The 26102-nt window shown below is 69.7% G+C and carries 21 protein-coding genes and 1 pseudogene; 14 read left to right on the top strand and 8 right to left on the bottom strand.

The window, feature by feature from the left end:
- Window positions 1–298: 298 nt before the first annotated feature.
- Both IE97_RS39920 and IE97_RS43720 read right to left on the bottom strand, forming a co-directional pair.
- On the bottom strand, window positions 299–451 hold the full coding sequence (locus tag IE97_RS39920; protein WP_078603107.1) for an ArsR family transcriptional regulator: 153 nt from the start codon (window positions 449–451) through the stop codon (window positions 299–301).
- Window positions 452–629: 178 nt separating this feature from the next.
- Window positions 630–719 (bottom strand): annotated as a pseudogene (locus IE97_RS43720) (IS200/IS605 family transposase); the annotation flags it as partial.
- 244 nt (window positions 720–963) lie between these two features.
- On the opposite strand from IE97_RS43720, the gene IE97_RS0106445 reads away from it, so the two are divergent.
- The 7 genes from IE97_RS0106445 (at window position 964) to IE97_RS0106415 (ending at window position 7991) form a co-directional block, all read left to right on the top strand.
- Window positions 964–1716: a GntR family transcriptional regulator gene (locus tag IE97_RS0106445; RefSeq protein WP_030232663.1), complete on the top strand. Its 753-nt coding sequence runs from the start codon at window positions 964–966 to the stop codon at window positions 1714–1716.
- Between the two features lie 341 nt (window positions 1717–2057).
- Window positions 2058–2252 (top strand): SPOR domain-containing protein, encoded by a 195-nt coding sequence (locus IE97_RS0106440; RefSeq protein ID WP_030232660.1) that lies wholly within the window; start codon window positions 2058–2060, stop codon window positions 2250–2252.
- Window positions 2253–2290: 38 nt separating this feature from the next.
- Complete coding sequence (locus IE97_RS0106435) at window positions 2291–2725, top strand: (deoxy)nucleoside triphosphate pyrophosphohydrolase (protein WP_030232658.1); 435 nt, start codon at window positions 2291–2293, stop codon at window positions 2723–2725.
- Window positions 2726–2849: 124 nt separating this feature from the next.
- Window positions 2850–3293 carry an ATP-binding protein gene (locus tag IE97_RS0106430; RefSeq protein WP_078603106.1) on the top strand — a complete coding sequence of 148 codons (444 nt, stop codon included), beginning with the start codon at window positions 2850–2852 and terminating at the stop codon, window positions 3291–3293.
- A gap of 252 nt (window positions 3294–3545) precedes the next feature.
- Window positions 3546–6182: a SpoIIE family protein phosphatase gene (locus tag IE97_RS0106425; protein ID WP_030232652.1), complete on the top strand. Its 2637-nt coding sequence runs from the start codon at window positions 3546–3548 to the stop codon at window positions 6180–6182.
- A 31-nt stretch (window positions 6183–6213) separates the two neighbouring features.
- On the top strand, window positions 6214–6801 hold the full coding sequence (locus tag IE97_RS0106420) for a GNAT family N-acetyltransferase (RefSeq protein ID WP_030232650.1): 588 nt from the start codon (window positions 6214–6216) through the stop codon (window positions 6799–6801).
- A gap of 68 nt (window positions 6802–6869) precedes the next feature.
- Window positions 6870–7991 (top strand): hypothetical protein, encoded by a 1122-nt coding sequence (locus IE97_RS0106415; RefSeq protein WP_051704863.1) that lies wholly within the window; start codon window positions 6870–6872, stop codon window positions 7989–7991.
- 59 nt (window positions 7992–8050) lie between these two features.
- Here IE97_RS0106415 and IE97_RS0106410 read toward each other — a convergent pair whose 3' ends face one another.
- The 4 genes from IE97_RS0106410 to IE97_RS0106395 are packed head-to-tail and all read right to left on the bottom strand — an operon-like array spanning window position 8051 to window position 11964.
- Window positions 8051–8827 (bottom strand): succinate dehydrogenase/fumarate reductase iron-sulfur subunit, encoded by a 777-nt coding sequence (locus IE97_RS0106410; protein ID WP_030232645.1) that lies wholly within the window; start codon window positions 8825–8827, stop codon window positions 8051–8053.
- Window positions 8824–10764, bottom strand: coding sequence for a fumarate reductase/succinate dehydrogenase flavoprotein subunit (locus IE97_RS0106405; RefSeq protein WP_030232641.1), 1941 nt, complete (start codon window positions 10762–10764; stop codon window positions 8824–8826). The genes IE97_RS0106410 and IE97_RS0106405 overlap by 4 nt, the downstream gene beginning before the upstream one ends.
- A gap of 18 nt (window positions 10765–10782) precedes the next feature.
- Window positions 10783–11619, bottom strand: coding sequence for a hypothetical protein (locus IE97_RS0106400; RefSeq protein ID WP_030232636.1), 837 nt, complete (start codon window positions 11617–11619; stop codon window positions 10783–10785).
- A 54-nt stretch (window positions 11620–11673) separates the two neighbouring features.
- The gene (locus tag IE97_RS0106395; RefSeq protein WP_030232631.1) at window positions 11674–11964 is read right to left on the bottom strand and encodes a hypothetical protein; all 291 of its coding nucleotides are present in this window, start codon (window positions 11962–11964) and stop codon (window positions 11674–11676) included.
- A 288-nt stretch (window positions 11965–12252) separates the two neighbouring features.
- Here IE97_RS0106395 and IE97_RS0106390 point away from each other — a divergent pair, with 288 nt between their 5' ends.
- Window positions 12253–14460, top strand: coding sequence for an ABC transporter family substrate-binding protein (locus IE97_RS0106390; RefSeq protein ID WP_030232627.1), 2208 nt, complete (start codon window positions 12253–12255; stop codon window positions 14458–14460).
- A gap of 281 nt (window positions 14461–14741) precedes the next feature.
- Window positions 14742–16649: a translational GTPase TypA gene (gene typA / locus IE97_RS0106385; protein WP_030232622.1), complete on the top strand. Its 1908-nt coding sequence runs from the start codon at window positions 14742–14744 to the stop codon at window positions 16647–16649.
- 90 nt (window positions 16650–16739) lie between these two features.
- On the opposite strand, the gene IE97_RS0106380 is transcribed toward typA, so the two are convergent.
- Window positions 16740–17255: a DinB family protein gene (locus tag IE97_RS0106380; protein ID WP_030232618.1), complete on the bottom strand. Its 516-nt coding sequence runs from the start codon at window positions 17253–17255 to the stop codon at window positions 16740–16742.
- Between the two features lie 609 nt (window positions 17256–17864).
- Here IE97_RS0106380 and IE97_RS0106375 point away from each other — a divergent pair.
- From IE97_RS0106375 to IE97_RS0106355, 5 genes are all read left to right on the top strand, one after another.
- Window positions 17865–19478: a peptide ABC transporter substrate-binding protein gene (locus IE97_RS0106375; protein ID WP_030232614.1), complete on the top strand. Its 1614-nt coding sequence runs from the start codon at window positions 17865–17867 to the stop codon at window positions 19476–19478.
- A gap of 133 nt (window positions 19479–19611) precedes the next feature.
- Window positions 19612–20541: an ABC transporter permease gene (locus IE97_RS0106370; protein WP_030232609.1), complete on the top strand. Its 930-nt coding sequence runs from the start codon at window positions 19612–19614 to the stop codon at window positions 20539–20541.
- Window positions 20534–21496, top strand: a complete 963-nt coding sequence (locus tag IE97_RS0106365; protein ID WP_030232604.1) for an ABC transporter permease — start codon at window positions 20534–20536, stop codon at window positions 21494–21496. Before IE97_RS0106370 ends, IE97_RS0106365 begins: the two co-directional genes overlap by 8 nt.
- 11 nt (window positions 21497–21507) lie before the next feature.
- A complete protein-coding gene (locus IE97_RS0106360) occupies window positions 21508–22566 on the top strand; it encodes an ABC transporter ATP-binding protein (protein ID WP_030232602.1) in 1059 nt (352 codons plus the stop codon).
- Complete coding sequence (locus tag IE97_RS0106355) at window positions 22559–23707, top strand: ABC transporter ATP-binding protein (RefSeq protein WP_030232598.1); 1149 nt, start codon at window positions 22559–22561, stop codon at window positions 23705–23707. The genes IE97_RS0106360 and IE97_RS0106355 overlap by 8 nt, the downstream gene beginning before the upstream one ends.
- 254 nt (window positions 23708–23961) lie before the next feature.
- On the opposite strand, the gene IE97_RS0106350 is transcribed toward IE97_RS0106355, so the two are convergent.
- Window positions 23962–26073, bottom strand: a complete 2112-nt coding sequence (locus tag IE97_RS0106350) for a prolyl oligopeptidase family serine peptidase (protein WP_030232594.1) — start codon at window positions 26071–26073, stop codon at window positions 23962–23964.
- Window positions 26074–26102 lie beyond the last annotated feature (29 nt).

Genomic DNA, 26102 nt, shown 5'->3' with positions numbered 1-26102 from the left:
CCGTCGGATCACGGCCCCGACCCAACACTTCCGGCTCGGCACCCGTCGCGGATGCAGGCAACGGGCGCCGCTTGCGATGCAACAGGGGGGAGCGCCGCCGCCGGCCCCTCGCGGGCCGGCAGGGCCAGGGCGCTCGGCCGCCACGCCGGGACCCGATGCCGGTCACCGGCGCGGGCACGAGCAGCGAGCGGACCACGAGCGGGGTCGAGCAGCACCCCGACGGATCCGCTGCCGGCCGCCTCGGTCACCGTCCCAGAGGGCGCGCACGCTCCGGCCGTGGCGACGACTCGCGGCCCGCTCAGTGGAGCAGGCCGACCAGCAGATCAGGGCCGAGCCGTCCGATGGCGTCCGTGTCGAGGCGGTAGTACACAGCAGTCCCCTCCCAGTGCGTCAGGACGAGTCCCGCCTCGCGCAACTTCCGCAGATGCCGCGAGACCTGAGGCGACGTCATCCCCAGCCGGGCCGCGAGCCCGCACCTGTGTCCGGGCAGGACAGCCCATACGGTCTCGCCCCCGTCGTAGTCTCGCCGGCTGGGTGGTGATCACCCCCTCTGCCCGGGACGGTCCGGCTCCAGGGCCACGGCGGTGCGGGCTGCTTTCAGCCGTGTGTACGGGTCCGCACTGTTGACCTCAGCTCACGGGGCGCTGTTGCCGCTCGAGGTACTGCTGCACGACGGTGAGCGGCGACCCTCCGCATGAGCCTGCGAAGTAGGAGCCGGATGAGACACCTCTGAGGCCGTCCCGGCCTGTCGCGCGGAGCGCAGGACGAGCGGCAGGGGCTCGCTCCCGGGAAGGGGACGAGCCCCCGGGTGTGTGACGGCGGCTATAGCGGGGAGAAAGTTCCTGCGTAAAGCCCTCGAGGTCACCTTGTCATCACATCGAGTGATTCTCTGGCCTTTACTTGCATAGCACAACCTACGGTTGCCAGGCTGTCGCTGTCTGTACAACCTGATGGGAGTGGCCAGTGACATTCGGTGAGCAGCCGGCGTACTTGCGTGTCGCGGGTGATCTCCGCAAGAAGATCGTCGACGGTCAGCTGCCACCGCACACACGCCTCCCCTCCCAGGCCAGGATCCGCCAGGAGTACGGCGTCTCGGACACCGTCGCCCTGGAGGCCCGCAAGGTGCTCATGGCGGAGGGGCTGGTCGAGGGCCGCTCCGGTTCCGGGACGTATGTGCGCGAGCGGCCCGTGCCCCGGCGCATCTCCCGCTCCGGATACCGCGCGTCCGGCGGGGCCACACCGTTCCGCCAGGAGCAGGCGGACGGAGAGGTGCGGGGCACCTGGGAGTCCAGCAGTGAGCAGGCCGAGGCCAGTGTCGCGGTCGCCGAGCGGCTGGGCATCGAGCCCGGCGACCGTGTGATGTGCACGAAGTACCTCTTCCGCGAAGGCGGCGAGGTGATGATGCTCTCCACGTCCTGGGAGCCGCTCGCCGTGACGGGCCGCACACCCGTGATGCTGCCGGAGGAGGGGCCGCTCGGCGGCATGGGCGTCGTCGAGCGCATGGCGGCGATCGACGTGATCGTGGACAACGTGGCCGAAGAGGTCGGTGCCCGGCCCGGTCTCGCCGAGGAGCTGCTCGTCCTGGGTCGCGTCCCCGGCCACGTGGTCCTGGTCATCTCGCGCACGTTCTACGCCTCCGGCCGTCCGGTCGAGACGGCCGACGTGGTCATCCCGGCCGACCGGTACCGGGTCGCCTACCACCTTCCGGTCAAGTAGCGAACGCTCACATCAGTCCCGCTGTGCGCTCCCCGTGCGCCCTGTTCGCGCCCTCGTCGTGACGGACGTCACGTGGCGGGGGTGTCCCTGGCGTGCGGTCGGGCGTCGTTTCCGCAGGTCGGTCAGGGCGTCTGCGGCATGCCTCCAGCCGGATGCGCCGAGGTACGCGGACGGCGCGTTCCTTGGCGTGCGCCCCCTGCGTTCTGGCTGGTTGCGTACCTCTTTGTGAAAAGCCGTATTCGCTGCGTGAAGGTTAGGCGTAGGGTCGGGCATATGCGCATTGCGGTTTCCTTAGCGGGTGGGGCACGGCACAGGCCGCGGGTGGGAAGTGGAGGGGCGCGATGAACGACAGCACGATCACTCTTCCCTGGCTCGTGATACGAGAGGACGACAACGGCAACCGCTACCGGGTCGGCCGGTACGCGACCCGGGCCGAGGCCCAGAAGATCGCGGACAGCCTCGACGGCCGCGGCCACAAACAGCTGTACTGGGTCGAGCGGCTGGGGCAGAACGGGCCGGCCGTGGCACACGACTGACCCGGGGTGGCCGCGGAACGCTCCCGTAGGCTCCCCGTATGAGTGAGCGAATCGTCGTGGTGGGTGCCGCGCTGCTTGACGACGGGCGGCTGCTGGCCGCCCGGCGCAGCGCGCCCGTCGAGCTGGCCGGGCGCTGGGAGTTGCCCGGGGGCAAGGTCGAGCCGGGGGAGACCCCCGACGCGGCGCTCGTGCGCGAACTGCGCGAGGAACTCGGCGTGGACGCCGAGGCCGACGGGCGCGTTCCGGGGGAGTGGCCCCTGAAGCCGCCGTACGTGCTGCAGGTGTGGACCGCGCGGCTGCGGCCCGGCTCCGTCGCCCCGAAGCCGCTCGAGGACCACGACGAACTGCGCTGGCTCGACTCCGACGAGATCTGGGACGTCCACTGGCTCGACCAGGACGTGCCCGCCGTCCGGGAGACCCTCGCACACCTGGGGCGCCTCGACCGCCGAACAGGGCAGGCCCCCGGAGCCTGAGGCGGGCCGGGGGCGTGCGGAGCCGTGTGACTGCCCTACGGCCGCCCTGTGCGCCCGTCGCGCCGTACTGCGCTGCCCTGCGCGGTAATCCGCCCCCGATACCGGGTATGTGCCCATTAGTCCCATGAAGTCGGACGTGGGCGGGCTTGCTGCCTGGGAAGTGATCGGCGTGATCGACACCGAGGGTGACTGCGCCGCGTGGACCTTTCCCGCCGAGCCGGACGCCGTGCGCACCGCCCGCCGGGCCGTCCGCGGCCAACTCCGCCGCTGGGACCTCGACCGCCTCGCCGACCTCGCGGCATTGCTGGTCAGCGAGTTGGTCACCAACGCCCTGCGGCATGCCACCGGCCCCATCGGTGTCCGCCTGGTCCGCCCCTCCGAGCCGAACGGCGTCCTCCTGGTGGAGGTCTCCGACCCGCTCCCGGACCCGCCCCGCGAGCGCGCCCCCAGGCTCGAGGACGAGAGCGGACGCGGTCTCCAACTGGTGGCGTCCTCCTCCCGCCGCTGGGGCACCCGGCCCGGCACCGTGGGCAAGACCGTCTGGTTCGAACTCGCGGTAGCGGAGTGAAAAAACGGTGTACGTACGATCCGCCCTTGTAGAGCGAGTGGTTCAGGCCAGTGGCGGATGGCGGCGGACGGGATTCGACGACGTGTCCCCTGGTTAGAAGACTGGGAGTGTTCTCACGGGCGGGACCGAAAACCATCGGGACCGTGCTGTGATCGTGAACACCGTGTTGTGCGGCACCGTAGTGCTGGATACTGCGGGCAGCCGCCCCCGGTGACCGGTGCCGGACGCGGTGAGCTGGAGGGGACGGTTCGCGTGAGCGAGATACCAGCGAAGGCCACGGAGTCCGAGGACCCGTCGGAGGGAGAGAGGATGCGGGCCGTGGACGGCCTGGCCTCCGCCGTGGGGGGTGCGCTCGCCGTTGACGGGGCGCAGGCCGGGGACGCCATGTGGCAGAGCAGTCCCCCCGGGTCCATCTACGACTACATCAAGGTCGCGTCCTTCTCCATCGGCCCGGACGGGCTCGTCGACCAGTGGAGCCTGCGCGCCGAGCACCTCTTCGGCATCCCCGCCGAACGCGCCGTCGGCATGGACCCCATCGAGACCTTCATCGACCCGCGCCTGCGCGAGCGGGGCATGCGCAAGATGGCCGAGATCCTCGACGGCCGGGAGTGGACCGGCGTGGTGCCCTTCCGGATGCCGAAGGGCGCCGAGGGCGAGTGCGGCCACGAGGGACTCGCCGAGGTGTATGTCATGCCGACGCGCACCGAGGACGGCGAGAAGGCCGCCGTCTGCATCGTCGTCGACGTACGCACACTGCGCAGCATCGAGACCGACCTTGCCGCCTCGCAGGCCATTTTCGGTCAATCCCCGTTCGGTTTCCTGCTGATCGACCCTGACCTGCGGGTCCGTCGCGTCAACAACCGGTTCGCCTCCGTCTTCGGCGGCGCGCCCGACGACCACCGTGGCAAGGGAGTTCACGACTACCTCCCGCGTGGGGAGGCGGAGCGGGTCGCCGCCACGCTGCGCCGGGTTCTGGAGACCGGCAGCTCCATCACCGACATGCACGTCACGGGCTTCGTGCCGGGCTCCGACGTGCGGCGCCACTGGTCCGTCAACCTCTACCGCGTGCACAGTGGTTCGGGCCGGCCCATCGGGGTCGCCTGGCTGGGGATCGACATCACCTCCCGCCGTGCCGCCGCCCGTGAGGCCGCCGCCGCCCGGCGCAACCTGGCCCTGCTGAACGAGGCCGGCGCCCGCATCGGCAACTCCCTCGACCTGGAGACCACGGCCCGTCAGCTCCTCGACGTCGTCGTTCCCGACTTCTGCGACCTGGCCACCGTCGACCTCTACCAGGGCCTGCTGGCCGGCGACGAGACCCCGCCCGGGCTCGCCGACGGCAGCGCGGAGCTGCGCCGGGTGGCCTTCGCCAGCGCGGTCTCCGACGCGCCCTTCGCCGGGGCCGGGGTGCCCGTCTCGGTCGGCGCCGTCCACCACTACCCGTTCAACTCGCCCTGCGCGGACGCCCTGCGCACGGCCCGGCCGCAGACCGTACCCCCCGAGAACGGCGGGCTCGTGCAGTCCACGCTCGCCGTGCCGATGGTCGCCCACGACACCGTCGTCGGGCTCGTGCAGTTCGCCCGTACGAAGGGCAGCGAGCCGTTCGGCGACCGGGACCGCGACCTCGCCGTGGAACTGGCGGCACGCGCGGCCGTCTGCATCGACAACGCCCGCCTCTACCGCCGCGAGCACGAACGCGCGTTGATACTGCAACGGTCCCTGCTCCCGCCCGGCGACCCGGAGGCCTCCGGCCTCGACATCGCCTGCCGCTACCTGCCCGGCAACGCCAACACCGGCCGCCCCAGCGAGGTCGGCGGCGACTGGTTCGACGTCATAGAACTCCCCGGGCACCGCACCGCGCTGGTCGTCGGCGACGTCATGGGCCGCGGTCTGCGTGCCGCCGTCGCCATGGGCGAACTCCGCACGGCCGTCCGTACCCTGGCACAGCTCGACCTCGAACCGGCCGAGGTGCTCTCCCAGTTGGACGAGATCGCCCGCGGCCTCGGCGCCCCCGGTGGCGTCCAGCAGGCGACCAGGGCGGCCCGCCGCCCCCGGGAGGCGGACCTCTCGGAGGTCTACCTGGCCACCTGCGTCTACGCGGTCTACGACTCGGTCACCCGGCGCTGCACCTTCGCCAACGCGGGCCATCTGCCGCCCGTCCTGGTCGAGCCGGGCGAGCAGGCGCTGATGCTGGACGTGCCGCCGGGCATGCCGCTCGGCGTCGGCGGCGAGCCCTTCGAGGAGGTCGAGGTCGACCTGCCCGAGGGCGCCCTGCTCGCGCTCTACACGGACGGGCTGGTCGAAAGCCGTGACCACCCGCTGGACGAGGGCCTCCAGGCCTTCGTCAGCGCCCTGTCCGACCCGACCCAGCCGCTGGAGGACGTCTGCGACCACGTCCTCAACACCCTCGACACCCATCACGGCGAGGACGACATCGCGCTGCTGATGGCACGTGTACAGGGCCTGCCCACCGAGTCCGTCGGCGACTGGACCCTGCCGCGCGAGCCGCGCAGCGTGGGCCGGGCCCGTGAGTACGCGCGCGCCCAGCTCCTCAGCTGGGACATGGAGCCCCTGGTCGACACCACGGAGCTCCTGGTCAGCGAACTCGTCACCAACGCCCTGCGCTACGGCGAGGGCGAGATCCGCCTCCGTCTGCTGCTGGACCGCACCCTGGTCTGCGAGGTCTGGGACGCCGGCCTGGTCCAGCCCCGCCGCCGCCGCGCCCGCGACACCGACGAGGGCGGCCGCGGCCTCCAACTGGTCGGCCTCCTCAGCGCCGCGTGGGGCTCCCGCCGCACGCCCCGGGGCAAGACGGTGTGGTTCGAACTGCCCCTGCCCGACGGGGGGCCGGGCCTGCCGGATCCGGCGGAGGCGCTGCTGAGCCTGTTCTGAGACCGGCCGACGGCCACCGTACGATCGCCCCATGCCCGAGACCACGACCCGGTTACGGGTGGACGCCACACCGACGGCCCCTGCCCTGATCCTGCGCCCCTGGACCGCCGCGGACACGGCCGCGCTGGTCGCGCTGGGCCGGGACGACCCGCTGCGGCGCTGGACGTCCCTCGCCGTCGACGACGAGACGGGCGCGGCGCGATGGCTGCGGGAGCAGCGACAGGGATGGGAGCAGGGCAGTCGCTTCGCGTTCGCCGTCGAGGAGGTCGACCCCTCCGGCCTCTCGGGCACGGGCGGACCGCCGGCCGCTCACGTGGTCCTCAAGAACGTCGTGCCCGGCGCCGCGTCCGCCGAGGTCGGCTACTGGACGGCGGCCCGCGCACGCGGCCGGGGCATCGCGCCGCGCGCCCTGGGCGCATTGACCGACTGGGCCTTCACCACCTTCGCCCGCGACGGCCTGGCCCGCCTCGAACTCATCCACCAGACGGACAACACGGCCTCCTGCCGGGTGGCGGAGAAGAACCGCTACGGACTCACCGCCGTCCTGCCGCCGCAGCCGCCCGCGTACCTCCTTGAGGGCCACCTGCACGTACGGCACCTGACCGGGACCTCCACCTGATCGCAACCGAACGTCCGTGCTGATCGTCCTCCCCGGCAACACCGACCGCACCACCTTGGGGAGACGGCATGGAACGCACGGAGGACACCACCCCGAACGAAGTCACGAACGAAGTCACGGCCACCGACGGCGGGAACCCTTCACCCGGGGCCCCCGCACCCGACAGCGGAGGAAGCGGCAGGAGCCGGCGCCGGCGCCGGCTCAGACGTACGGCGCTGTTCCTGCCCTTAGTCCTCCTGCTCCCGCTCCTGTCGGTCTTGACGGCCCTCCGTGTCAACTACATGGGCGACCCGGCGGACGGCACCCACACCCGGAACCGCGACGCCCTCTGGCTCGGCCACGCCTGGGTGGACGGCCGCAAGAAGGACGCCGACGTCACGGCTCTGGCCCGCCGCCTGAACGGCACCGGCATCCGCGACCTCTACGTCCACTCGGGTCCGCTGGAACACGACGGCACGCTCCCCAAGGCCGTCTATCCGCGAGCCCGCTGGTTCATCGACGCCGTGCACGAGAAACTCCCCGGTGTCCGCGTCCAGGCCTTCCTCGGCGACGTCCTGGCCACCGAGACCCCCGACGGGATGCGCCTGGAGAGACCGGACACCCGCGCCGCCGTCCTCCGCTCCGCCCGCCAGATCCTGGACACCGGCTACGAGGGCATCCACCTCGACCTGGAGCCCCTGCACTCCGGCGACCGGAACTACCTCACCCTTCTCGACGGTCTGCGCCGCGAGACCCTCTCCCGGGACGCCCAACTCTCCGTGGCGGCCCACCAGATCGACCCGCTCCCGGCCTTCCACACGGTGTGGGGCCGCGTCACCGGCCACCCCAAATGGTGGTCACAGGAGTTCTTCGGCCAGGTCGCCCGCCGTGTCGACCAGATCGCCATGATGTCGTACGACACGATGCAGCCGCTGGAGAGCACCTACGGCGGCTACGTCGCCCAGCAGACCTCCCTCGCCCTGGAGGTCACCCCGCCCTCCACCGACCTGCTGATGGGCCTGCCCTTCTTCCACGAGAACCGCTTCGGCCACTGGAACCACGCCGAGACCGTGCCCGCCGCCGTACGCGGCGTCCGCCTGGGCCTGTCCCGCACGGACGCGGACCGGAGCCGCTTCGGTGTCGCGCTCTACATCGACTTCGCGGCGACGGAGGCGGACTGGCGCGCGTACAAGGAAGACTGGGTCCGGTGACTGCCCGGCCGCGCGCCCAGAGCCGACGCCCCCTCACCCGCCCCGAACGCCACAGGCGCTCAGCCTGATGAAGACCGCCTCCTGATCTTCGAGCCCAGCCACACCAGCGGGTCGTACTTGCGGTCGACCGCCCGTTCCTTCAGGGGGATCAGCGCGTTGTCCGTGATCTTGATGCCCTCGGGGCAGACCTCGGTGCAGCACTTGGTGATGTTGCAGTAGCCCAGGCCGTGTTCGTCCTGGGCGGTGGTCTTGCGGTCCAGGCCCGTCTCCGCCGCCGCGTCCAGCGGGTGCATGTCCAGCTCCGCCACCCGCATCAGGAAACGAGGTCCCGCGAACGCCTGCTTGTTCTCCTCGTGGTCGCGGACCACATGGCAGGTGTCCTGGCACAGGAAGCACTCGATGCACTTGCGGAACTCCTGCGGCCGGTCCACGTCCTCCTGCATCATGCGGTACTCGCCGGGGGCGACACCGGCCGGCGGCACGAAGGACGGGACCTCTCTGGCCTTGGTGTAGTTGAAGCCGACGTCGGTGACCAGGTCGCGGACGACCGGGAACGCCCGCAGCGGCGTCACCGTGATCGTCTCCTCCCGGTCGAACACCGACATGCGCGTCATGCACATCAGCCGCGGCCGGCCGTTGATCTCCGCCGAGCAGGAACCGCACTTGCCCGCCTTGCAGTTCCAGCGCACGGCCAGATCGGGTGCCTGGGTGGCCTGGAGGCGGTGGATGATGTCGAGCACCACCTCGCCCTCGTTGACCTCGACCTTGAAGTCCTCCAGGCCGCCGCCGCTCACATCGCCGCGCCACACCTTGAAGTGGGCCGTGTAGCCGCTCATTCGTACAGCTCCTCTTCGGCGAGGTACTTGACCAGCTCCTCCTTGTCGAACAGGGCGAGCAGGTCGGCACGGACGGGTTCGGTGGTCTCACGGGTGAGGGTGATCTGGCCGCGGACCGGGTCCGTCGCCGCCAGACCGCCCGTCGGGTCGGTGAGCGCGCACAGCAGGTTGATCCGCCGCCACTTGCGGTCCATGCCCGGATGGTCCTCACGGGTGTGCCCGCCGCGCGACTCGGTGCGCTCCAGCGCGGCCCGCGCCACGCACTCGCTGACCAGCAGCATGTTCCTGAGGTCCAGGGCGAGGTGCCAGCCCGGGTTGAACTGCCGGTGGCCCTCGACACCGGCCCGGCGGGCCCGGACCCGCAGCTCGGCCAGCTTCTCCAGGGCCTGCTTCATCTCCGTCTCGCGGCGGATGATGCCGACCAGGTCGTTCATCGTCTGCTGCAGTTCCTGGTGCAGGGTGTACGGGTTCTCCGGCGGGCCCCCGGCCGGTTCCCCGCTCTCCGCCTCGGCCGAGAAGGGCCGCAGCGCCTCGGCGGCGGCCGAGTCGACCTGGACGTCGTCCACGACGGGCCGCGCCCCGGCCAGCCCCGCCGCGTACTCGGCGGCGTGCCAGCCCGCCCGGCGCCCGAACACCAGCAGGTCCGACAGCGAGTTGCCGCCGAGCCGGTTGGAGCCGTGCATGCCGCCGGCCACCTCACCGGCCGCGTACAGTCCCGGCACCCCGCGCGCCGCCGCCGTGTCGGACTCGACCGCGACACCGCCCATCACGTAGTGGCAGGTGGGCCCGACCTCCATCGCCTCCGCGGTGATGTCGACGTCGGCCAGCTCCTTGAACTGGTGGTACATCGACGGCAGCCGCCGCTTGATGACCTCGGCGGGCATCCGCGTCGACACGTCGAGGAACACGCCCCCGTGCGGGGAGCCGCGCCCCTCCTTCACCTCGGCGTTGATCGCCCGCGCCACCTCGTCCCGGGGGAGCAGCTCGGGCGGGCGCCGGTTGTGGTCCGGGTCGTCGTACCAGCGGTCGGCCTCGTCCTCGGTCTCGGCGTACTTGTCCTTGAAGACGTCGGGGATGTAGTCGAACATGAACCGCTTGCCGTCGGAGTTGCGCAGCACTCCGCCGTCGCCGCGCACCGACTCGGTGACGAGGATGCCCTTGACCGACGGCGGCCAGACCATGCCGGTCGGGTGGAACTGCACGAACTCCATGTTCAGCAGGGGAGCGCCGGCGAGCAGGGCCAGCGCGTGGCCGTCGCCGGTGTACTCCCACGAGTTCGACGTCACCTTGAAGGACTTGCCGATACCGCCCGTCGCGATCACGACGGCGGGTGCCTCCAGCACGAGGAAGCGGCCCGACTCGCGTTCGTAGCCGAAGACGCCCGAGACGCGGCCGCCCTCCTTCAGCACGCGCGTGACCGTGCACTCCTGGAACACCTTCAGCCGGGACTCGTAGTCGCCGGTCTCCTTGAAGTCCTCCTGCTGGAGCTGGACGATCTTCTGCTGGAGGGTGCGGATCAGCTCCAGGCCCGTGCGGTCACCGACGTGGGCGAGGCGCGGGTACTCGTGGCCGCCGAAGTTGCGCTGGGAGATCCGGCCGTCCTTGGTGCGGTCGAACAGCGCGCCCCAGGTCTCCAGCTCCCACACCCGCTGCGGCGCTTCCTGGGCGTGCAGCTCGGCCATCCGCCACTGGTTGAGGAACTTGCCGCCGCGCATGGTGTCGCGGAAGTGGACCTGCCAGCTGTCGTTCTCGTTGGCGTTGGCCATCGCCGCGGCGATGCCGCCCTCGGCCATCACCGTGTGCGCCTTGCCGAACAGTGACTTGCAGATCACGGCCGTGCGGGCGCCCCGTTCACGGGCCTCGATGGCGGCGCGCAGCCCGGCCCCGCCGGCGCCGACCACGACGACGTCCCATTCCTGCCGGTCGACCACGGACATCAGTAAGGCCCCATCCCTCTAGAAGAAGCGCGGATCGTCGAAGGCGCCGGACGCGACCAGGTAGACGTAGAAGTCGGCGACCGCCACGCTCACCAGCGACGCCCAGGCGAGCTGCATGTGCCGGGCGTTGAGCTTCCCCACCCACTGCCACATCCGGTAGCGCACGGGATGCCTGGAGAAGTGCTTCAGCTTGCCGCCGACGATGTGCCGGCAGGAGTGGCAGGAGATCGTGTACGCCCAGATCAGCACGATGTTGACCAGGAAGACGATCGTGCCCAGGCCCATGTGGCCCCACGCGTAGTTCTCGTCGCGGAAGGCGAGCACGGTGTCGTACGTGAGGATCCCGGCGACGAGGATCGCGGCGTAGAAGAAGTAGCGGTGGATGTTCTGCAGGATCAGCGGGAAGCGGGTCTCGCCGCTGTACTTCCGGTGCGGTTCGGCCACCGCGCAGGCCGGCGGGGACGCCCAGAAGCCCCGGTAGTAGGCCTTGCGGTAGTAGTAGCAGGTCAGGCGGAAGCCGAGCGGGAAGATCAGGATGATGACGGCGGGCGAGATGCCCCACCAGCTGCCGAAGATCTCCCAGTTCGGCCCGGCTCTCATCGGCTCGCAGTTCTCCGCGAGGCAGGGGGAGTAGAAGGGCGAGACGTACGGCGCCGCGTAGTAGTCGGCGTTCGCGAAGGCCCGCCACGTCGAGTAGACGATGAAGGCCAGCAGGCCGGCGGCCGTGCCGGCCGGGGCCAGCCACCAGCGGTCGGTGCGCAGGTGCGGGGCGTCGATGGCGGCGCGTGTACCCGCTCGTACGCCGCCGCTCGGGTGCTTGGGTTCCGTGGCGGGAGGTTCCGTACCAGTGGCCACTTGACGACTCCGGTCGGGTTCGGGGGAGGTGCCGGTCGTTCGACTCCTCTCCGGTCAGGGAGCGCGCCGGTCCCGGGCGCCGAGACCCTCGTCGTCCGAGTCACGCCACAGGGCGGAGTCGTACGGGTCGTCCGAGATCGTCACGAGCTCGGGGCGCTTCGGCGCGGCCGGTGACGCGGCGGCGTCACGCAGCAGGGCGACGCTCTCGCGCAGGTGGTTGGCGTCGGCACGGACGCGGCGCATCTCCAGGCCGCCGGTGCCGAGCTGCTTCTCCAAGCGCCCCAGCGACCGGAACAGGTCGTCGAGCGAGCGCTGGACTGACGTCAGTTCGTCGTGAACGGACATGACTTGCCCTCACTTCCGCGGGTCCATCGAGGCCCAAGGCGGCAACGTTCATGCGCCTGCGAGTGTTGCGCGTCACACCTTGCGCTGTGAAGTGATGTGCACCGATTGGCCGAGGCGCGTGGGTGCACTCAGCGGTCCGTTGCGCCGCATGGGTGACTTCTCGCCCGTGGCCGTCGTGTCGCCCTGTGTTGCTGAACCCTTTCCTCTTCAGTGGCCGCATACATCAGATGAAATCCAAATACCGCCAAAAGTGATCATAACGCCCTCGGCTCTCCGGAGGTAGCACAGATGTCCCAGCACGGCGTCGGCCCGCGCGCGGTCTCGCGCTCGGTCGCCTTCCTCACCGCGGGCGTGCTCGTGGTGCCCGCGCTCGCCGGATGCGGCTCCGAGGACCCGGCCGGCGAGCCGCTCGCCGCGCCCGACATCCAGCCCGCCGCCCGCGACCGGATCACCGACGGCGGTACCCTGCGCTGGGCCGTGGACTCCGTGCCGGACACCCTGAACACGTTCCAGTCGGACGCCGACGCCACCACCACGCGCGTCGCCCAGGCCGTCCTGCCGTCGATGTTCCGGATGAACGACAGCGGCCGTCCCGAGCGCAACCCCGCCTACCTGGAGTCCGCCGAGGTCGTCGAGACCGAGCCCAAGCAGGTCGTCCTGTACAAGCTCAACCAGCAGGCCGTCTGGAGCGACGGCCGCGAGATCGGCGCCGCCGACTTCGCCGCCCAGTGGCGAGCGCTGTCCGGCAAGGACACCGCCTACTGGACCGCCCGCAACGCCGGCTACGACCGCATCCAGAAGATCGAGCGCGGGGACAACGCCCTGGAGGTCAGGGTCACCTTCAGCCGCCCCTACGCCGACTGGCGGTCGCTGTTCTCGCCGCTGTACCCCAAGGACGTCATGGGCACCCCGGACTCCTTCAACGACGGGGCACGCAAGAAACTCAAGGTCACCGCCGGTCCCTTCAAGGTGAAGAAGGTCGACCGCAAGGACGACGAGATCACCCTCACGCGTAACCCGCGCTGGTGGGGCAGGCCGGCCAAGCTCTCCGAGATCGTGCTGCGCACGGTCCCGCGCGACGAGCGGGCCGACGAGCTGGCAGCGGGCACCCTCGACCTGGCCGAGATCGACCCCGCCGCGGCCCGCCGCATCACCGTCACCGCGAAGCCCCGCAGCTCCGGCAGCGCGCTGATGGGCCCCAGCGCCGACCGGTCCGCCACGGGCGAGGACAAGGCGTCCGGCGAGGCCAAGGCGTCCGGTGAGGCCAAGGCGTCCGGCGAGGAGACCTCCGCCCGCGAGAAGCCCGGCAGGGCGGCCGCCAAGGAGGCCCGCGGACAGCAGGCGCTCCGCGGCTACGAGGTGCGCAAGTCCCTTGAGCCGTCCTACACCCAGCTCGCCCTGAACGGCGCCGAGGGCCCGCTCGCCGACGAGCGCGTCCGCAGGGCCGTCGCCCGCGCCCTGGACCGCGAGGAACTGGTCGCGGCCGTCCTCAAGCCGCTCGGCCTGCCGGCCGTACCGGTCGGCAGCCACCTCGCCCTGTCCGGCCAGGCCGCGTACGCCGACAACAGCGGCGCCCTCGGCGACCAGGACACCAAGGAGGCCCTGGCCCTGCTCGCGGACGCCGGATGGATCCGGGGCGGCCCCATCAAGAAGCAGGAGAAGAAGAAGGAGGGCGAGGAGGCGGCCGGCGCCGAGGGCGAGAAGGCCGGCAAGTCCTCCGAGAAGCCGGGAGACGACGACGGCACGTACGTCGTCGGCGAGGACGGCAAGCACCAGCAGGACGGCAAGGCGCACGACGGCAGGGACCTGGCCGGCCACCCCGCCCAGGACGGCAAGCAGTACAAGCAGCCGGACCAGGGCGGCGCCCCCGGCGCGTACGCCCCCGAGGGCACCGCCGCCCCGGCGGGCCGTGAGGCCGCCCCGCTCGCCAAGAACGGCAAGCCCCTCACCCTCCGCTTCGTCCTTCCCTCCGGGCCCGGATCCGGGACGCTGCGCACGGTCGCCGACCGCATCTCCCGCATGCTGGAGCGCGTCGGCATCCGCACGGAGATCTCCCGGGTCTCCGACGAGTCCTACTTCAAGGACCACATCGCCTCCGGCCAGTACGACCTCGCCCTGTACTCCTGGCCCACCACCGCCTACCCCGCCACCGACGCCCGCCCCGTCTACGCCAAGCCGGTACCGGCAGCCGACGGCTCGCTGAGCATCGAGCAGAACTACACCCGCGTCGGCACCGACCAGGTCGACCAGCTCTTCGACCAGGCCATCACCACCCTGGACGAGGGCGAGTCCCGCTCCCTGATCCGCAAGGCCGACTCCCGCATCTGGGCCGCCGCCGGATCCATCCCCCTCTACCAGCGCCCCCAGCTCATGGCGGCCCGCAAGAACCTGGTCAACACCGGCGCCTTCGGCCTCGGCACCCCGGTCTTCGAGGACATGGGCTTCCTGAAGAAGGGCATGAAGCCGGCAGCAGGCCCTTCGGCGAGCAACAGCTGATTCACTCGGCCCGGTCCGGACACTCCCAGCCCGTCCGGCGCTTGAGGACGAGGCCGCTCAGGCCGGAGCGGGGGCCTGGGGCGACAGCCCCCAGTAGGCCCGGACGGCGACTCCGAGCGCCCCGAATATGGGCCTGACCTGCACCGACGTATCCCGGCTCACCCCAGCGGGAGCGTACCCGTACCATGGGGTGAGGCCGTGGCATGTTGAGCCCGGCAGGGCCCGCGCACCACCGACGTACGCGCAGGGCATTCCTCACCACTCCGGGAGTACGCCTTCTTATGGCCACGCGCCACGACATCCGCAACGTCGCCATCGTCGCCCACGTCGACCACGGCAAGACCACCATCGTCGACGGCATGCTGAAGCAGGCCGGCGCCTTCGCCGCGCACCAGCTCGACTCGGTCGACGACCGCATGATGGACTCGAACGACCTGGAGCGTGAGAAGGGCATCACGATCCTCGCCAAGAACACCGCGGTGAAGTACCACCCGAAGGACGGCGGGGACCCCATCACCATCAACATCATCGACACCCCCGGCCACGCCGACTTCGGCGGCGAGGTCGAGCGCGGTCTGTCGATGGTCGACGGCGTGGTGCTGCTCGTGGACGCCTCCGAGGGCCCGCTGCCGCAGACCCGCTTCGTGCTGCGCAAGGCGCTCCAGCAGCGGCTGCCCGTCATCCTCTGCATCAACAAGACGGACCGCCCCGACTCGCGGATCGACGAGGTCGTCAACGAGGCGTACGACCTCTTCCTGGACCTGGACGCCGACGAGGACCAGATCGAGTTCCCGATCGTCTACGCCTGCGGCCGCGACGGCATCGCGTCCCTCACCAAGCCCGAGGACGGCACGGTCCCGAGCGACTCCACCAGCCTGGAGCCGTTCTTCTCCACGATCCTGGAGCACATTCCGGCCCCGACCTACGACGAGGCCGCCCCGCTCCAGGCGCACGTCACCAACCTGGACGCCGACAACTTCCTCGGCCGTATCGCGCTCCTGCGCGTCCAGCAGGGCGAGCTGAAGAAGGGTCAGACGGTCGCGTGGATGAAGCGCGACGGCTCCGTGCAGAACGTGCGGATCTCCGAGCTGATGATGACCGAGGCGCTCACCCGCAAGCCCGCCGAGAAGGCCGGCCCGGGTGACATCTGCGCGGTCGCCGGTATCCCGGACATCATGATCGGCGAGACCCTGGCCGACCCGGAGAACCCGGTCGCGCTGCCGCTGATCACCGTCGATGAGCCGGCGATCTCCATGGTCATCGGCACCAACACCTCCCCCCTGGTCGGCCGCGGCGGCACCGGCAAGGGCGCCGACGCGAAGGCGGCCGTCAAGGACCGCAAGGTCACCGCCCGTCAGGTCAAGGACCGCCTCGACCGCGAGCTGATCGGTAACGTCAGCCTCCGCGTGCTCGACACCGAGCGGCCGGACGCCTGGGAGGTGCAGGGCCGCGGCGAGCTGGCCCTGGCCATCCTGGTCGAGACCATGCGCCGCGAGGGCTACGAGCTGACCGTCGGCAAGCCGCAGGTCGTCACCAAGGACGTCGACGGCAAGGTCTACGAGCCGGTCGAGCGCATGACGATCGACGTTCCCGAGGAGCACATGGGCGCGGTCACGCAGCTCATGGGTGTCCGCAAGGGCCGGATGGACAACATGTCCAACCACGGCTCCGGCTGGGTCCGCATGGAGTTCGTGGTGCCCTCCCGCGGTCTGATCGGCTTCCGTACGGAGTTCCTGACGCAGACCCGCGGCACGGGCATCGGCCACTCCATCCACGAGGGCTTCGAGCCCTGGTTCGGCACCCTGCAGACCCGTAACAACGGCTCGCTGGTCGCCGACCGCGCCGGTGCCGTCACCGCCTTCGCGATGACGAACCTGCAGGAGCGCGGCGTGCTGTTCGTGGAGCCGGGCACCGAGGTGTACGAGGGCATGATCGTCGGCGAGAACTCCCGCGCCGACGACATGGACGTCAACATCACCAAGGAGAAGAAGCTCACCAACATGCGGTCCTCGACGGCCGATGTGACCGAGTCGATCGTCCCGCCCCGCAAGCTGTCGCTGGAGCAGTCCCTGGAGTTCTGCCGTGACGACGAGTGTGTCGAGGTCACCCCGGAGGCCGTGCGCATCCGCAAGGTGAACCTGGACGCCCGCGAGCGCGCCCGCGCCGCGAGCCGCGCCAAGCACGGCTGACGGTCCCGAAAGCCGGAGGGCCCCGGTAGCTCCGCGGAGCTACCGGGGCCCTCCGGCAACGCGGCCGGACGGGCGCGGCGCCGGGGTCCCTCAGACGCCGGTCCGCCCGTCGACGAGCTCACGCACGACGTCCAGGTGGCCGTTGTGGCGGGACGTCTCCTCGATGAGGTGGAGGATCACCCAGCGGAGGTCGACGTGGCGGCCGTCGCCGATGGGACGCTTGGCCGTCGCGTTCAGCTCGTGGTCGGACACCAGGCGACGGTAGCGGGCACTCTGTTCCTCGTACTCGGCGAGAAGCCTGGGCAACGGGACGTCGACCGCTGTCCGCATCTCGGGGTCCGGATCACCGTCGGTCGCCTCGGCGAGCGGCCCCGCGAGCTCCTCGCCCAGAAACATCACTTGGAACCAGTAGTACTCGACCCACCGCAGATGGCTGATCAGTCCGCACAACGTCATCAGCGGTGAACTCGGGAGCGGGGCCCTGCGGGCGTCTTCGGCGGACACACCCTCACACTTGGCCCGTGCCGTGGCACGCGCGTAGTCCAGGACCGTGGCCAGCTGCGTACGCTCGTCCCACGTGGGAGGCGTGTCGGTTCGTCGAGGCATCCCGGGGAGTTTCGCGCAGGACCGGAACGGGTGTCGACTCAATTGATCAGAAGCGCCTGCATGTGCGGTGAGGCAACGCCCAGGGAACGGGTAGGGAAAACCCTCGATTTGCGCGGGACGGCCGTTCGAGACGCCTGGCTCCCACTACCCTGCTGCGGAACGCCTTGCTCTGCCCTGTGTCAGGCGCCGGGCGACAGCCACGCGGCGACAATCTCTTGAGCGCGCGACAGGCACCGGTGGCACCCTGCACGGGAGCCACGGCAGCCGCAACCGGTTTATCTCATTCTCTCGTCCGGAATGCGGACAGTCAGCACCGATAGATGTGTAACAAGTCCGTTTCGCAGGGATCTCTCACCAAACCCTTTGTCCGGATTTTGGAAGATGTATACGCGAGCTGTGATCGAACCGAGACCTCGAGAGTGTGGTTCGGTCATGGTGTTTGGCAGATAGTTAGGCGCGTAGAGCTCGGATGAACGGGTCACCCGCCGGCGGCGGCGCCGACTCACGAGCGCGGGGGCACTTGACGATTTCCGGTACCGGCGACGGGCGGTGGCGGTGGTCTGTCCGTGCTCCCTTCGCGGTGAACCAATGACTTCATAGGAGGAACCCATGCGTGGTGCCAGCAGCGCCAAGTGGGTCGCGGGGGCGATTGTCGTCGCCCTGGCCGCTACCGCCTGCGGCGGCGGCGGTGACGGTGAGGGCAAGAGCAAGGGTTCCGGCCCTGCGGGGTACGTCTCGATCGACGTCGGCGAGCCGCAGAAGCCGCTGATCCCGGCTGACACCAACGAGCAGCTCGGCTCGTACGTCGTCCAGGCGCTCTTCACCCAGTTGCTGGACTTCGACGCCAAGGGCAACATCGTCAACACGAACGCCGAGTCGGTCACTTCCGACGACTCGAAGACGTGGACGGTCAAGCTCAAGAAGGGCTGGAAGTTCCACAACGGCGAGGAAGTCACCTCCAAGTCGTACATCGACGCCTGGAACTGGTACGCCAACATCAAGAACAACCAGCAGAACTCCTTCTGGTTCCAGGACATCAAGGGCTACGACGATGTCCACCCGGAGAAGGGCGACCCGAAGGCCGACTCCATGTCCGGTCTGAAGGCCGTGGACGACCACACCTTCACCATCGAGTTGAAGTACACGATGCCGTACTTCAACTACAAGCTGGGCTACTACACGTTCGCCCCGCTGCCCAAGGCCTTCTACGACGACCCCAAGGCCTTCGGCCAGAAGCCGGTCGGCAACGGTCCCTACAAGTTCGAGAAGTGGGACCACAAGAAGCTCATCCAGGTCAAGGCCTGGGACGAGTACCAGGGCCCGAACAAGGCGAAGAACAAGGGCGTCCTGTTCAAGAACTACACGACGGTCGAAGCCGCCTACAAGGACGTCGTCTCCGGCAACCTGGACATGATCCGCCAGGTCGGCCCGACGGACCTGCCGAAGTACAAGCAGGACCTGGGTGACGGCGCCATCGAGCAGCCGTACGCGGCGATCCAGACGCTGACCCCGGCGTTCTACTCCAAGACCTTCAAGGACATCGACCCGAAGGTCCTGCAGGGTCTGTCGATGGCGATCGACCGCGACACGATCACCAAGACGGTTCTGAACAACACCCGTACCCCGGCCAAGGGCTTCACCCCGCCGGGCGTCAAGGGCTACCAGAACCTGGACACGGACGTGTTCACGTACAACCCGGCGAAGGCCAAGCAGCTCATCAAGGAGGGTGGCGGCGTCCCGGGGAACAAGTTCACCGTCCAGTACAACGCCGACGGTGGGCACAAGGAGTGGGTGACCGCGGTCTGCGAGTCCATCCGCAAGGCCACCGGTGTCGAGTGCACCGGTGACGCCAAGCCGGACTTCGCCACGGACCTCGAGGCCCGTGACAACGACCAGGTGAAGGGCATGTACCGCGGTGGCTGGGTGGCCGACTACCCGGTCAACGCCAACTTCATGAAGGAGCTGTACCACACCACCGCCGAGGCCAACAACGGCCACTTCTCCAACAAGGAGATCGACGGGCTGATGAACAAGGCGGACAACGCCAAGTCCCTCGAGGAGTCGGTGAAGGCCTTCCAGGAGGTCGAGAAGAAGCTGGTCGACCACATGCCGGCCATCCCGCTCTGGTACTACCGCATCAACGGCGGCCACGGTAAGAACGTCGACAACGTCAACGTCGACTTCCACGGTGACCTCGAAGTGTGGGGCGTCACCACCAAGTAAGAGGGCCTTTCGGACCTCTTCCCCCTCGGCCGTAAACCCGCCGCCGCTCAGGTGGCGGTGGGAGGTGTATGGGGGTCGTCTCCTCACCAGGAGGCGGCCCCCGCACCTGCGTTAACCCCTCACGGAGGCACCTATGGGGCGCTATGTCGCACGGCGACTGCTCCAGATGATCCCGGTGTTCATCGGGTCAACCTTGATCATCTTCTGCATGATGTACGCCCTGCCCGGCGATCCCGTCCGGGCGATGATGGGGGATCAGGCGTACGACCCGGCAGTGGTCGCGAGCATCAAGAAGGATCTCGGCCTCGATCAGCCGCTCCTTCAGCAGTATGTGAACTACATGGTCGGGCTGTTCCAGGGCGACTTCGGTACTCAGATCGCCAGTAAGCAGCCCATCGCGGACATCATCGCCGGCGCGTTCCCAGTGACCCTCCGGCTGACGCTCTTCGCCTTCACCTTCGTCACGCTCGTGGGCATCGGCCTGGGTGTCGTCGCCGGCCTGCGCCCCGACACCGTGCGTGACCGCGGACTGCTGACGCTGACGCTGTTCCTCGTCTCGATGCCGTCCTTCGTGCTGGGCTTCCTGCTGCAGTACCTGTTCGCGTTCAAGTGGCAGGTCACCACGCCCACCGTGACCGACACGACGGACTTCGGCCAGCTCGCGCTCCCCGCCATCGTGCTGGCGTCGCTCTCCCTCGCCTACGTCGCCCGGTTGACCCGCACGTCGATCGCGGAGAACCTGCGTTCCGACTACATTCGCACCGCCGTGGCCAAGGGGTTGCCACGCCGCCGTGTCATCGGTGTCCACCTGATGCGCAACTCGCTGATTCCCGTGGTCACCTTCCTCGGTATCGAGATCGGCAGCCTGATGACGGGAGCCATCGTGACCGAGGGCATCTTCAATGTGCGAGGTGTCGGCTTCGAGGTCTACGAGGCGCTCACCCGGCGTGAGGGCGCCACGGTCGTCGGCATCGCCTCGCTGCTGGTGCTCATCTACCTCGCTGCCAGCCTGATCGTCGACCTGCTCTACGCGGTCCTGGACCCGAGGATCCGGTATGCCTGACAAGACCGTTGAGAAGAAGGTCGAAGACCTTCCCGGCGACACCGTGAGCACCGCGGCTGTCGTCGTGGCCGACGCGGGCCCCGCTCCCGAGAAGGCCCGCAGCCTGTGGTCCGACGCCTGGCACGACCTGCGGCGCAACCCGCTGTTCCTCATCTCGGGCGTGCTGATCGTGTTCCTGCTGGTGATGGCGGTCTGGCCGGGACTGTTCACCAGTGCCGACCCGCGCGACGCCGATCTGGCCAAGCACTACCTGGGCAAGCCGAACTGGGGGCACCTCTTCGCTGCGGACTGGCTCGGCTACGACGTCCAGGGCCGTTCGATCTACGCCCGTGTCGTCTACGGCGCCCGCGCCTCGATCAGCGTCGGTGTCGGCGTCACGGTCGCCGTCACCGTCATCGGCACGGTCATCGGCATGATCGCCGGCTACTTCGGCGGCTGGACCGACACCCTGCTCTCGCGGATGACCGACGTCTTCCTCGGCATCCCGTTCCTGCTCGGCGCCCTGGTGGTGCTCAACTCCTTCGACGACCGCACGGTCTTCGTCGTCATCATGGCCCTCGCCTTCCTCGGCTGGACGCAGATCGCCCGTGTCGCCCGCGGTGCCGTGATCACCATCAAGCAGTCGGACTACGTGGTGGCCGCCAAGGCACTCGGCGCGTCGACGTCCCGGATCCTGCTCCGGCACATCCTGCCCAACGCGCTCGCGCCCATCATCGTCGTGGCGACCATCGCGCTCGGCGGCTACATCGCGGCCGAAGCCACCCTGTCCTTCCTGGGAGTGGGGCTCGGTGACACGGCGGTGTCCTGGGGCGGCGACGTGGCGCGAGGACGTGAGCAGCTCCGTATCGCCCCCCACACCCTGATCATCCCGTCGGTGATGGTCTCGATTACGGTGCTCTCGTTCCTGATGTTCGGCGATGCGGTACGCAACGCCCTCGACCCCAAGCTGCGCTGAGGGAGGCGTACGTGACCATCATCGATGAAACGGCCGAGAGCCCCGCTCCGGACGGCTCCGAGGACACGGGCCGCCCGCTGCTCGAAGTCCGCGACCTGCACGTGGAGTTCCACACCCGCGACGGGGTCGCCAAGGCCGTCAACGGCGTCAACTACTCGGTCGCCGCGGGGGAGACGCTCGCCGTGCTCGGCGAGTCCGGCTCCGGCAAGTCCGTGACCGCGCAGGCGATCATGGGCATCCTCGACATGCCGCCCGGCCGCATCCCCAAGGGGGAGATCCTCTTCCGCGGCCAGGACATGCTGAAGATGTCCGGCGAAGAGCGCCGGAAGATCCGCGGCAGCAAGATCGCGATGATCTTCCAGGACGCGCTGTCCTCGCTGAACCCGGTGCTCTCCGTGGGCTACCAGCTCGGCGAGATGTTCCGCGTCCACCAGGGCATGTCCAAGAAGGACGCCAAGGTCAAGGCGATCGAGCTGATGGACCGGGTGAAGATCCCGGCCGCCGCGGCCCGGGTGAACGACTACCCGCACCAGTTCTCGGGCGGTATGCGCCAGCGCATCATGATCGCGATGGCGCTCGCCCTGGAGCCGGACCTGATCATCGCCGACGAGCCCACCACGGCCCTCGACGTGACCGTCCAGGCCCAGGTCATGGACCTGCTCGCGGAGTTGCAGCGCGAGTACAACATGGGTCTCATCCTGATCACCCACGACCTCGGCGTGGTCGCCGACGTCGCGGACAAGATCGCCGTGATGTACGCGGGGCGCATCGTCGAGCGCGCCCCGGTCCATGAGCTGTACAAGCGTCCCGCGCACCCGTACACCAAGGGTCTGCTGGACTCGATCCCGCGCCTGGACCAGAAGGGCCAGGAGCTGTACGCGATCAAGGGGCTCCCGCCCAACCTGCTGCGCATCCCGACCGGTTGCGCCTTCAACCCGCGCTGCCCCCAGGCCCAGGACGTCTGCCGTACCGACGTCCCGCCCCTGCACCCGGTCGCCGAGCGGGACGGCACCGAGCTGGCCGGCCGCGGCTCGGCCTGCCACTTCTGGAAGGAGACGATCCATGGCTGAGCTCAGCAAGACCGACGAGCCGCAGGACGCCGAGCCGAACGTCTCCGAAGTCGAGGTCGTCGACGCCCGCTCCGAGTCGGAGGCGGTCGCCGCGATCGAGGCGCCGGTCGAGCGGGGCGAGCCGATCCTGCAGGTGCGCAACCTGGTCAAGCACTTCCCGCTCACCCAGGGCATCCTCTTCAAGAAGCAGGTCGGGGCGGTCAAGGCGGTCGACGGCATCTCCTTCGACCTCTTCCAGGGCGAGACGCTCGGCATAGTGGGCGAGTCCGGATGCGGCAAGTCCACGGTCGCCAAGCTGCTGATGATGCTGGAGAAGGCGACCGCCGGCGAGATCTTCTACAAGGGCCAGGACGTCACCAAGCTGTCCGGGCGCGCGCTGAAGGCGGTCCGCCGGAACATCCAGATGGTGTTCCAGGACCCCTACACCTCGCTGAACCCCCGTATGACGGTGGGCGACATCATCGGGGAGCCGTTCGACATCCACCCCGAGGTGGCCCCGAAGGGCGACCGGCGCCGCAAGGTGCAGGAGCTCCTGGACGTCGTCGGCCTCAACCCGGAGTACATCAACCGCTATCCGCACCAGTTCTCCGGCGGTCAGCGCCAGCGCATCGGCATCGCCCGCGGCCTGGCCCTGAACCCCGAGATCATCATCTGCGACGAGCCGGTGTCGGCCCTGGACGTCTCCGTCCAGGCACAGGTCATCAACCTGATGGAGCGACTGCAGGACGAGTTCAACCTGTCCTACCTCTTCATCGCCCACGACCTGTCGATCGTCCGGCACATCTCGGACCGGGTCGGTGTGATGTACCTCGGCAAGATGGCCGAGATCGGCACCGACGAGCAGATCTACGACCACCCGACGCACCCCTACACCCAGGCGCTGCTGTCGGCGGTCCCGGTCCCCGACCCCGAGGCCCGGGCCAACCGCGAGCGGATCATCCTCACCGGCGACGTCCCGTCCCCGGCCAACCCGCCGTCGGGCTGCCGCTTCCGCACCCGCTGCTGGAAGGCGCAGGACAAGTGCGCCGAGGAGATCCCGCTGCTGGCGGTCCCGGAGCGCTTCAAGGGCGAGGACACACCGGCGGCGCACGAGTCGGCCTGCCACTTCGCCGAGGAGAAGGACGTGGTCCACGCGGCCTGAACCGCCCTCGCGACGACCGTCCCGGTTCCCGGCACCTCACAGAGGTGCCGGGAACCGGCCGTTTCCGGCAGCCACAGGGCTGCCGCGCCCCGTCGGAGCCACGGCAAAGGGCCGGGGCGACATGGCGCGCCCCGGCCCTTTTACGGCACCCGCACGGCCGTACGCTGCTCAGTCTCGTGCGTCCGTATATCGGTACCGCTTCCGTGAAGTTGCTTGCGCGTTAACGCAGTTCGTGCCGCTTTGCGGTGCTGCGGCTATGCCAGCGACCGCTTCAGGAAGTCCACCTGGAGGAGCAGCAGGTTCTCCGCGACCTGTTCCTGCGGGGTGATGTGCGTGACCCCGGACAGCGGCAGCACCTCGTGCGGCCGGCCGGCCGCCAGCAGCGCCGAGGAGAGGCGCAGGGCGTGCGCGACGACCACGTTGTCGTCGGCGAGGCCGTGCACGATCATCAGCGGCCGGTGCGGTTCAGCGGGGGACGACAGTCCGTCGGCCGTCACGAGGGAACTCCTCGCGTACGACTCCGGGTGCTTCTCCGGGTCGCCGAGATAGCGCTCCGTGTAATGCGTGTCGTAGAGCCGCCAGTCCGTCACCGGCGCCCCGGCGATCCCCGCGCGGAAGACGTCGGGGCGGCGCAGCACCGCGAGACCCGCCAGCCAGCCGCCGAAGGACCAGCCGCGGATCGCCACCCGGGTCAGGTCCAGCGGATACCTCTTCGCGAGGTCCTGCAGCGCCTCCACCTGGTCGTCCAGCGACAGCGTGAAGTCGTGGTGGATGGCCTTCTCCCAGGCGGGGGAACGTCCGGGGGTACCCCGCCCGTCCGCGACCACGACCGCGAACCCCTGGTCGGCGAACCACTGCGAGGTGAGGTACGGGTTGTGGGCCGCGAGCACCCGCTGTCCGTGCGGCCCGCCGTACGGGTCCATGAGGACCGGCAGCGGGGTGTCACCGTCGTAGTCCCGAGGCATAACCACGGCGCACGGGACACGGCGTGCGCCCCCTTCGGTGAGTGTCACGCGGGGAGACATACCGGGATCTTCCGCGTATGAGGGGACAGTCAGGGTCGGCTTTCCGTCACGCAGGACCCGCACCCGCGAACCTGGCCGGTCCAGTGTCGCCGAGACGAGCACGGTCACGTTCCCGGCCCGCACCGCCGCGTGCACGCCCGGCTCCTGCGACACCCGTTCCACACCCAGCTCGTTCACCCGGTACACATGCACCTGACCCGTCTCCGCGTCGACGGCCTCCTCACCCGCCGACGCCGAGACCAGTACGTCCTGTTCGGAGACGTCCAGAACGGCGCGGACATGCAACTGCGCTCCGGTGAGCGGCCGTTCCCCGACCGCCAGTACCCGCGCACCCCCCTCGTCCGCGATCCGCACGAGCTGACCGGCCGGACTCCAGCACGGCACCCCAGGGAAAAGATCCAGCCATGTTGGATCTTCGTCCGCGTGCACCATCCGGGTCCTGCCGGACTCCGTGTCCACCGCCAGGATCAGCTGGCCGCGCTGGTCGCGCGCCTGTACGAGCAGTAGCGGCGCACCCGCCGCTGACCAGTGCACACGCGCCAGATACGGGTACCGGGCCCGGTCCCAGACGACCTCCGTCCGCGCCCCGTCCAGCCCGATGACGAACAGCCGTACGTCCGCGTTGCCGGTGCCCGCCGCCGGGTACGCCACCCGCTGCGGCTCGCGTTCCGGATGTGCCGGATCGGAGATCCACCACCGCCGCACCGGTGTGTCGTCCACCCGTGCCACGAGCAGCCGGTCCGACTCCGGGGCCCACCAGAAGCCGCGCGACCGGTCCATCTCCTCGGCCGCGATGAACTCGGCCAGTCCATATGAGACATTTTCGGAATCCGGCTCGGCGAGCGCCCGGTCGCCGTCCCCCTCGGCGCCCACGACCCGCAGGGCACCCCGGGCGACGTAGGCGACATGCCGCCCGTCGGGCGACGGACGCGGGTCGATCACCGGCCCCGGAGCGGGCAGTTCACGCGCCGTCCCGGCCCGCAGCTCGGCCGCGAAAAGCCGTCCTGACAAGGCGAAAGAGGCCAACTCGACGGCCGCGTCGGTGGCGTACCCGACGATGCCGGCCCCGCCCTCGCGACTGCGTTCACGCCGGGCACGTTCCTCGGGCGAGAGGTCCTCCGAGGCACCGCCCAGCAGGGCGCGCGGGTCGGCGGCCACGCGCTCTTGGCCGTCCTCCGTGTCGAGGACCCACAGGGCGCTCGCCCGGTCCGAACCGGAACTCGAGCGAAGGAACACGACACGTGAACCGTCGGGCGCCACAGTGAACGAACGCGGCGCGCCGAGCGTGAAGCGCTGGGTACGGGCGTGCCGCCGGGGGAAGGAGTCAGGCTCGGTCGTCATGCCCTGACCATATTGGCCATGCGCCCCCT

The organism is Streptomyces sp. NRRL S-455, from assembly GCF_000717875.1.
Lineage (GTDB): Bacteria > Actinomycetota > Actinomycetes > Streptomycetales > Streptomycetaceae > Streptomyces.
This window is presented reverse-complemented; position numbering and strand designations above follow the sequence as displayed.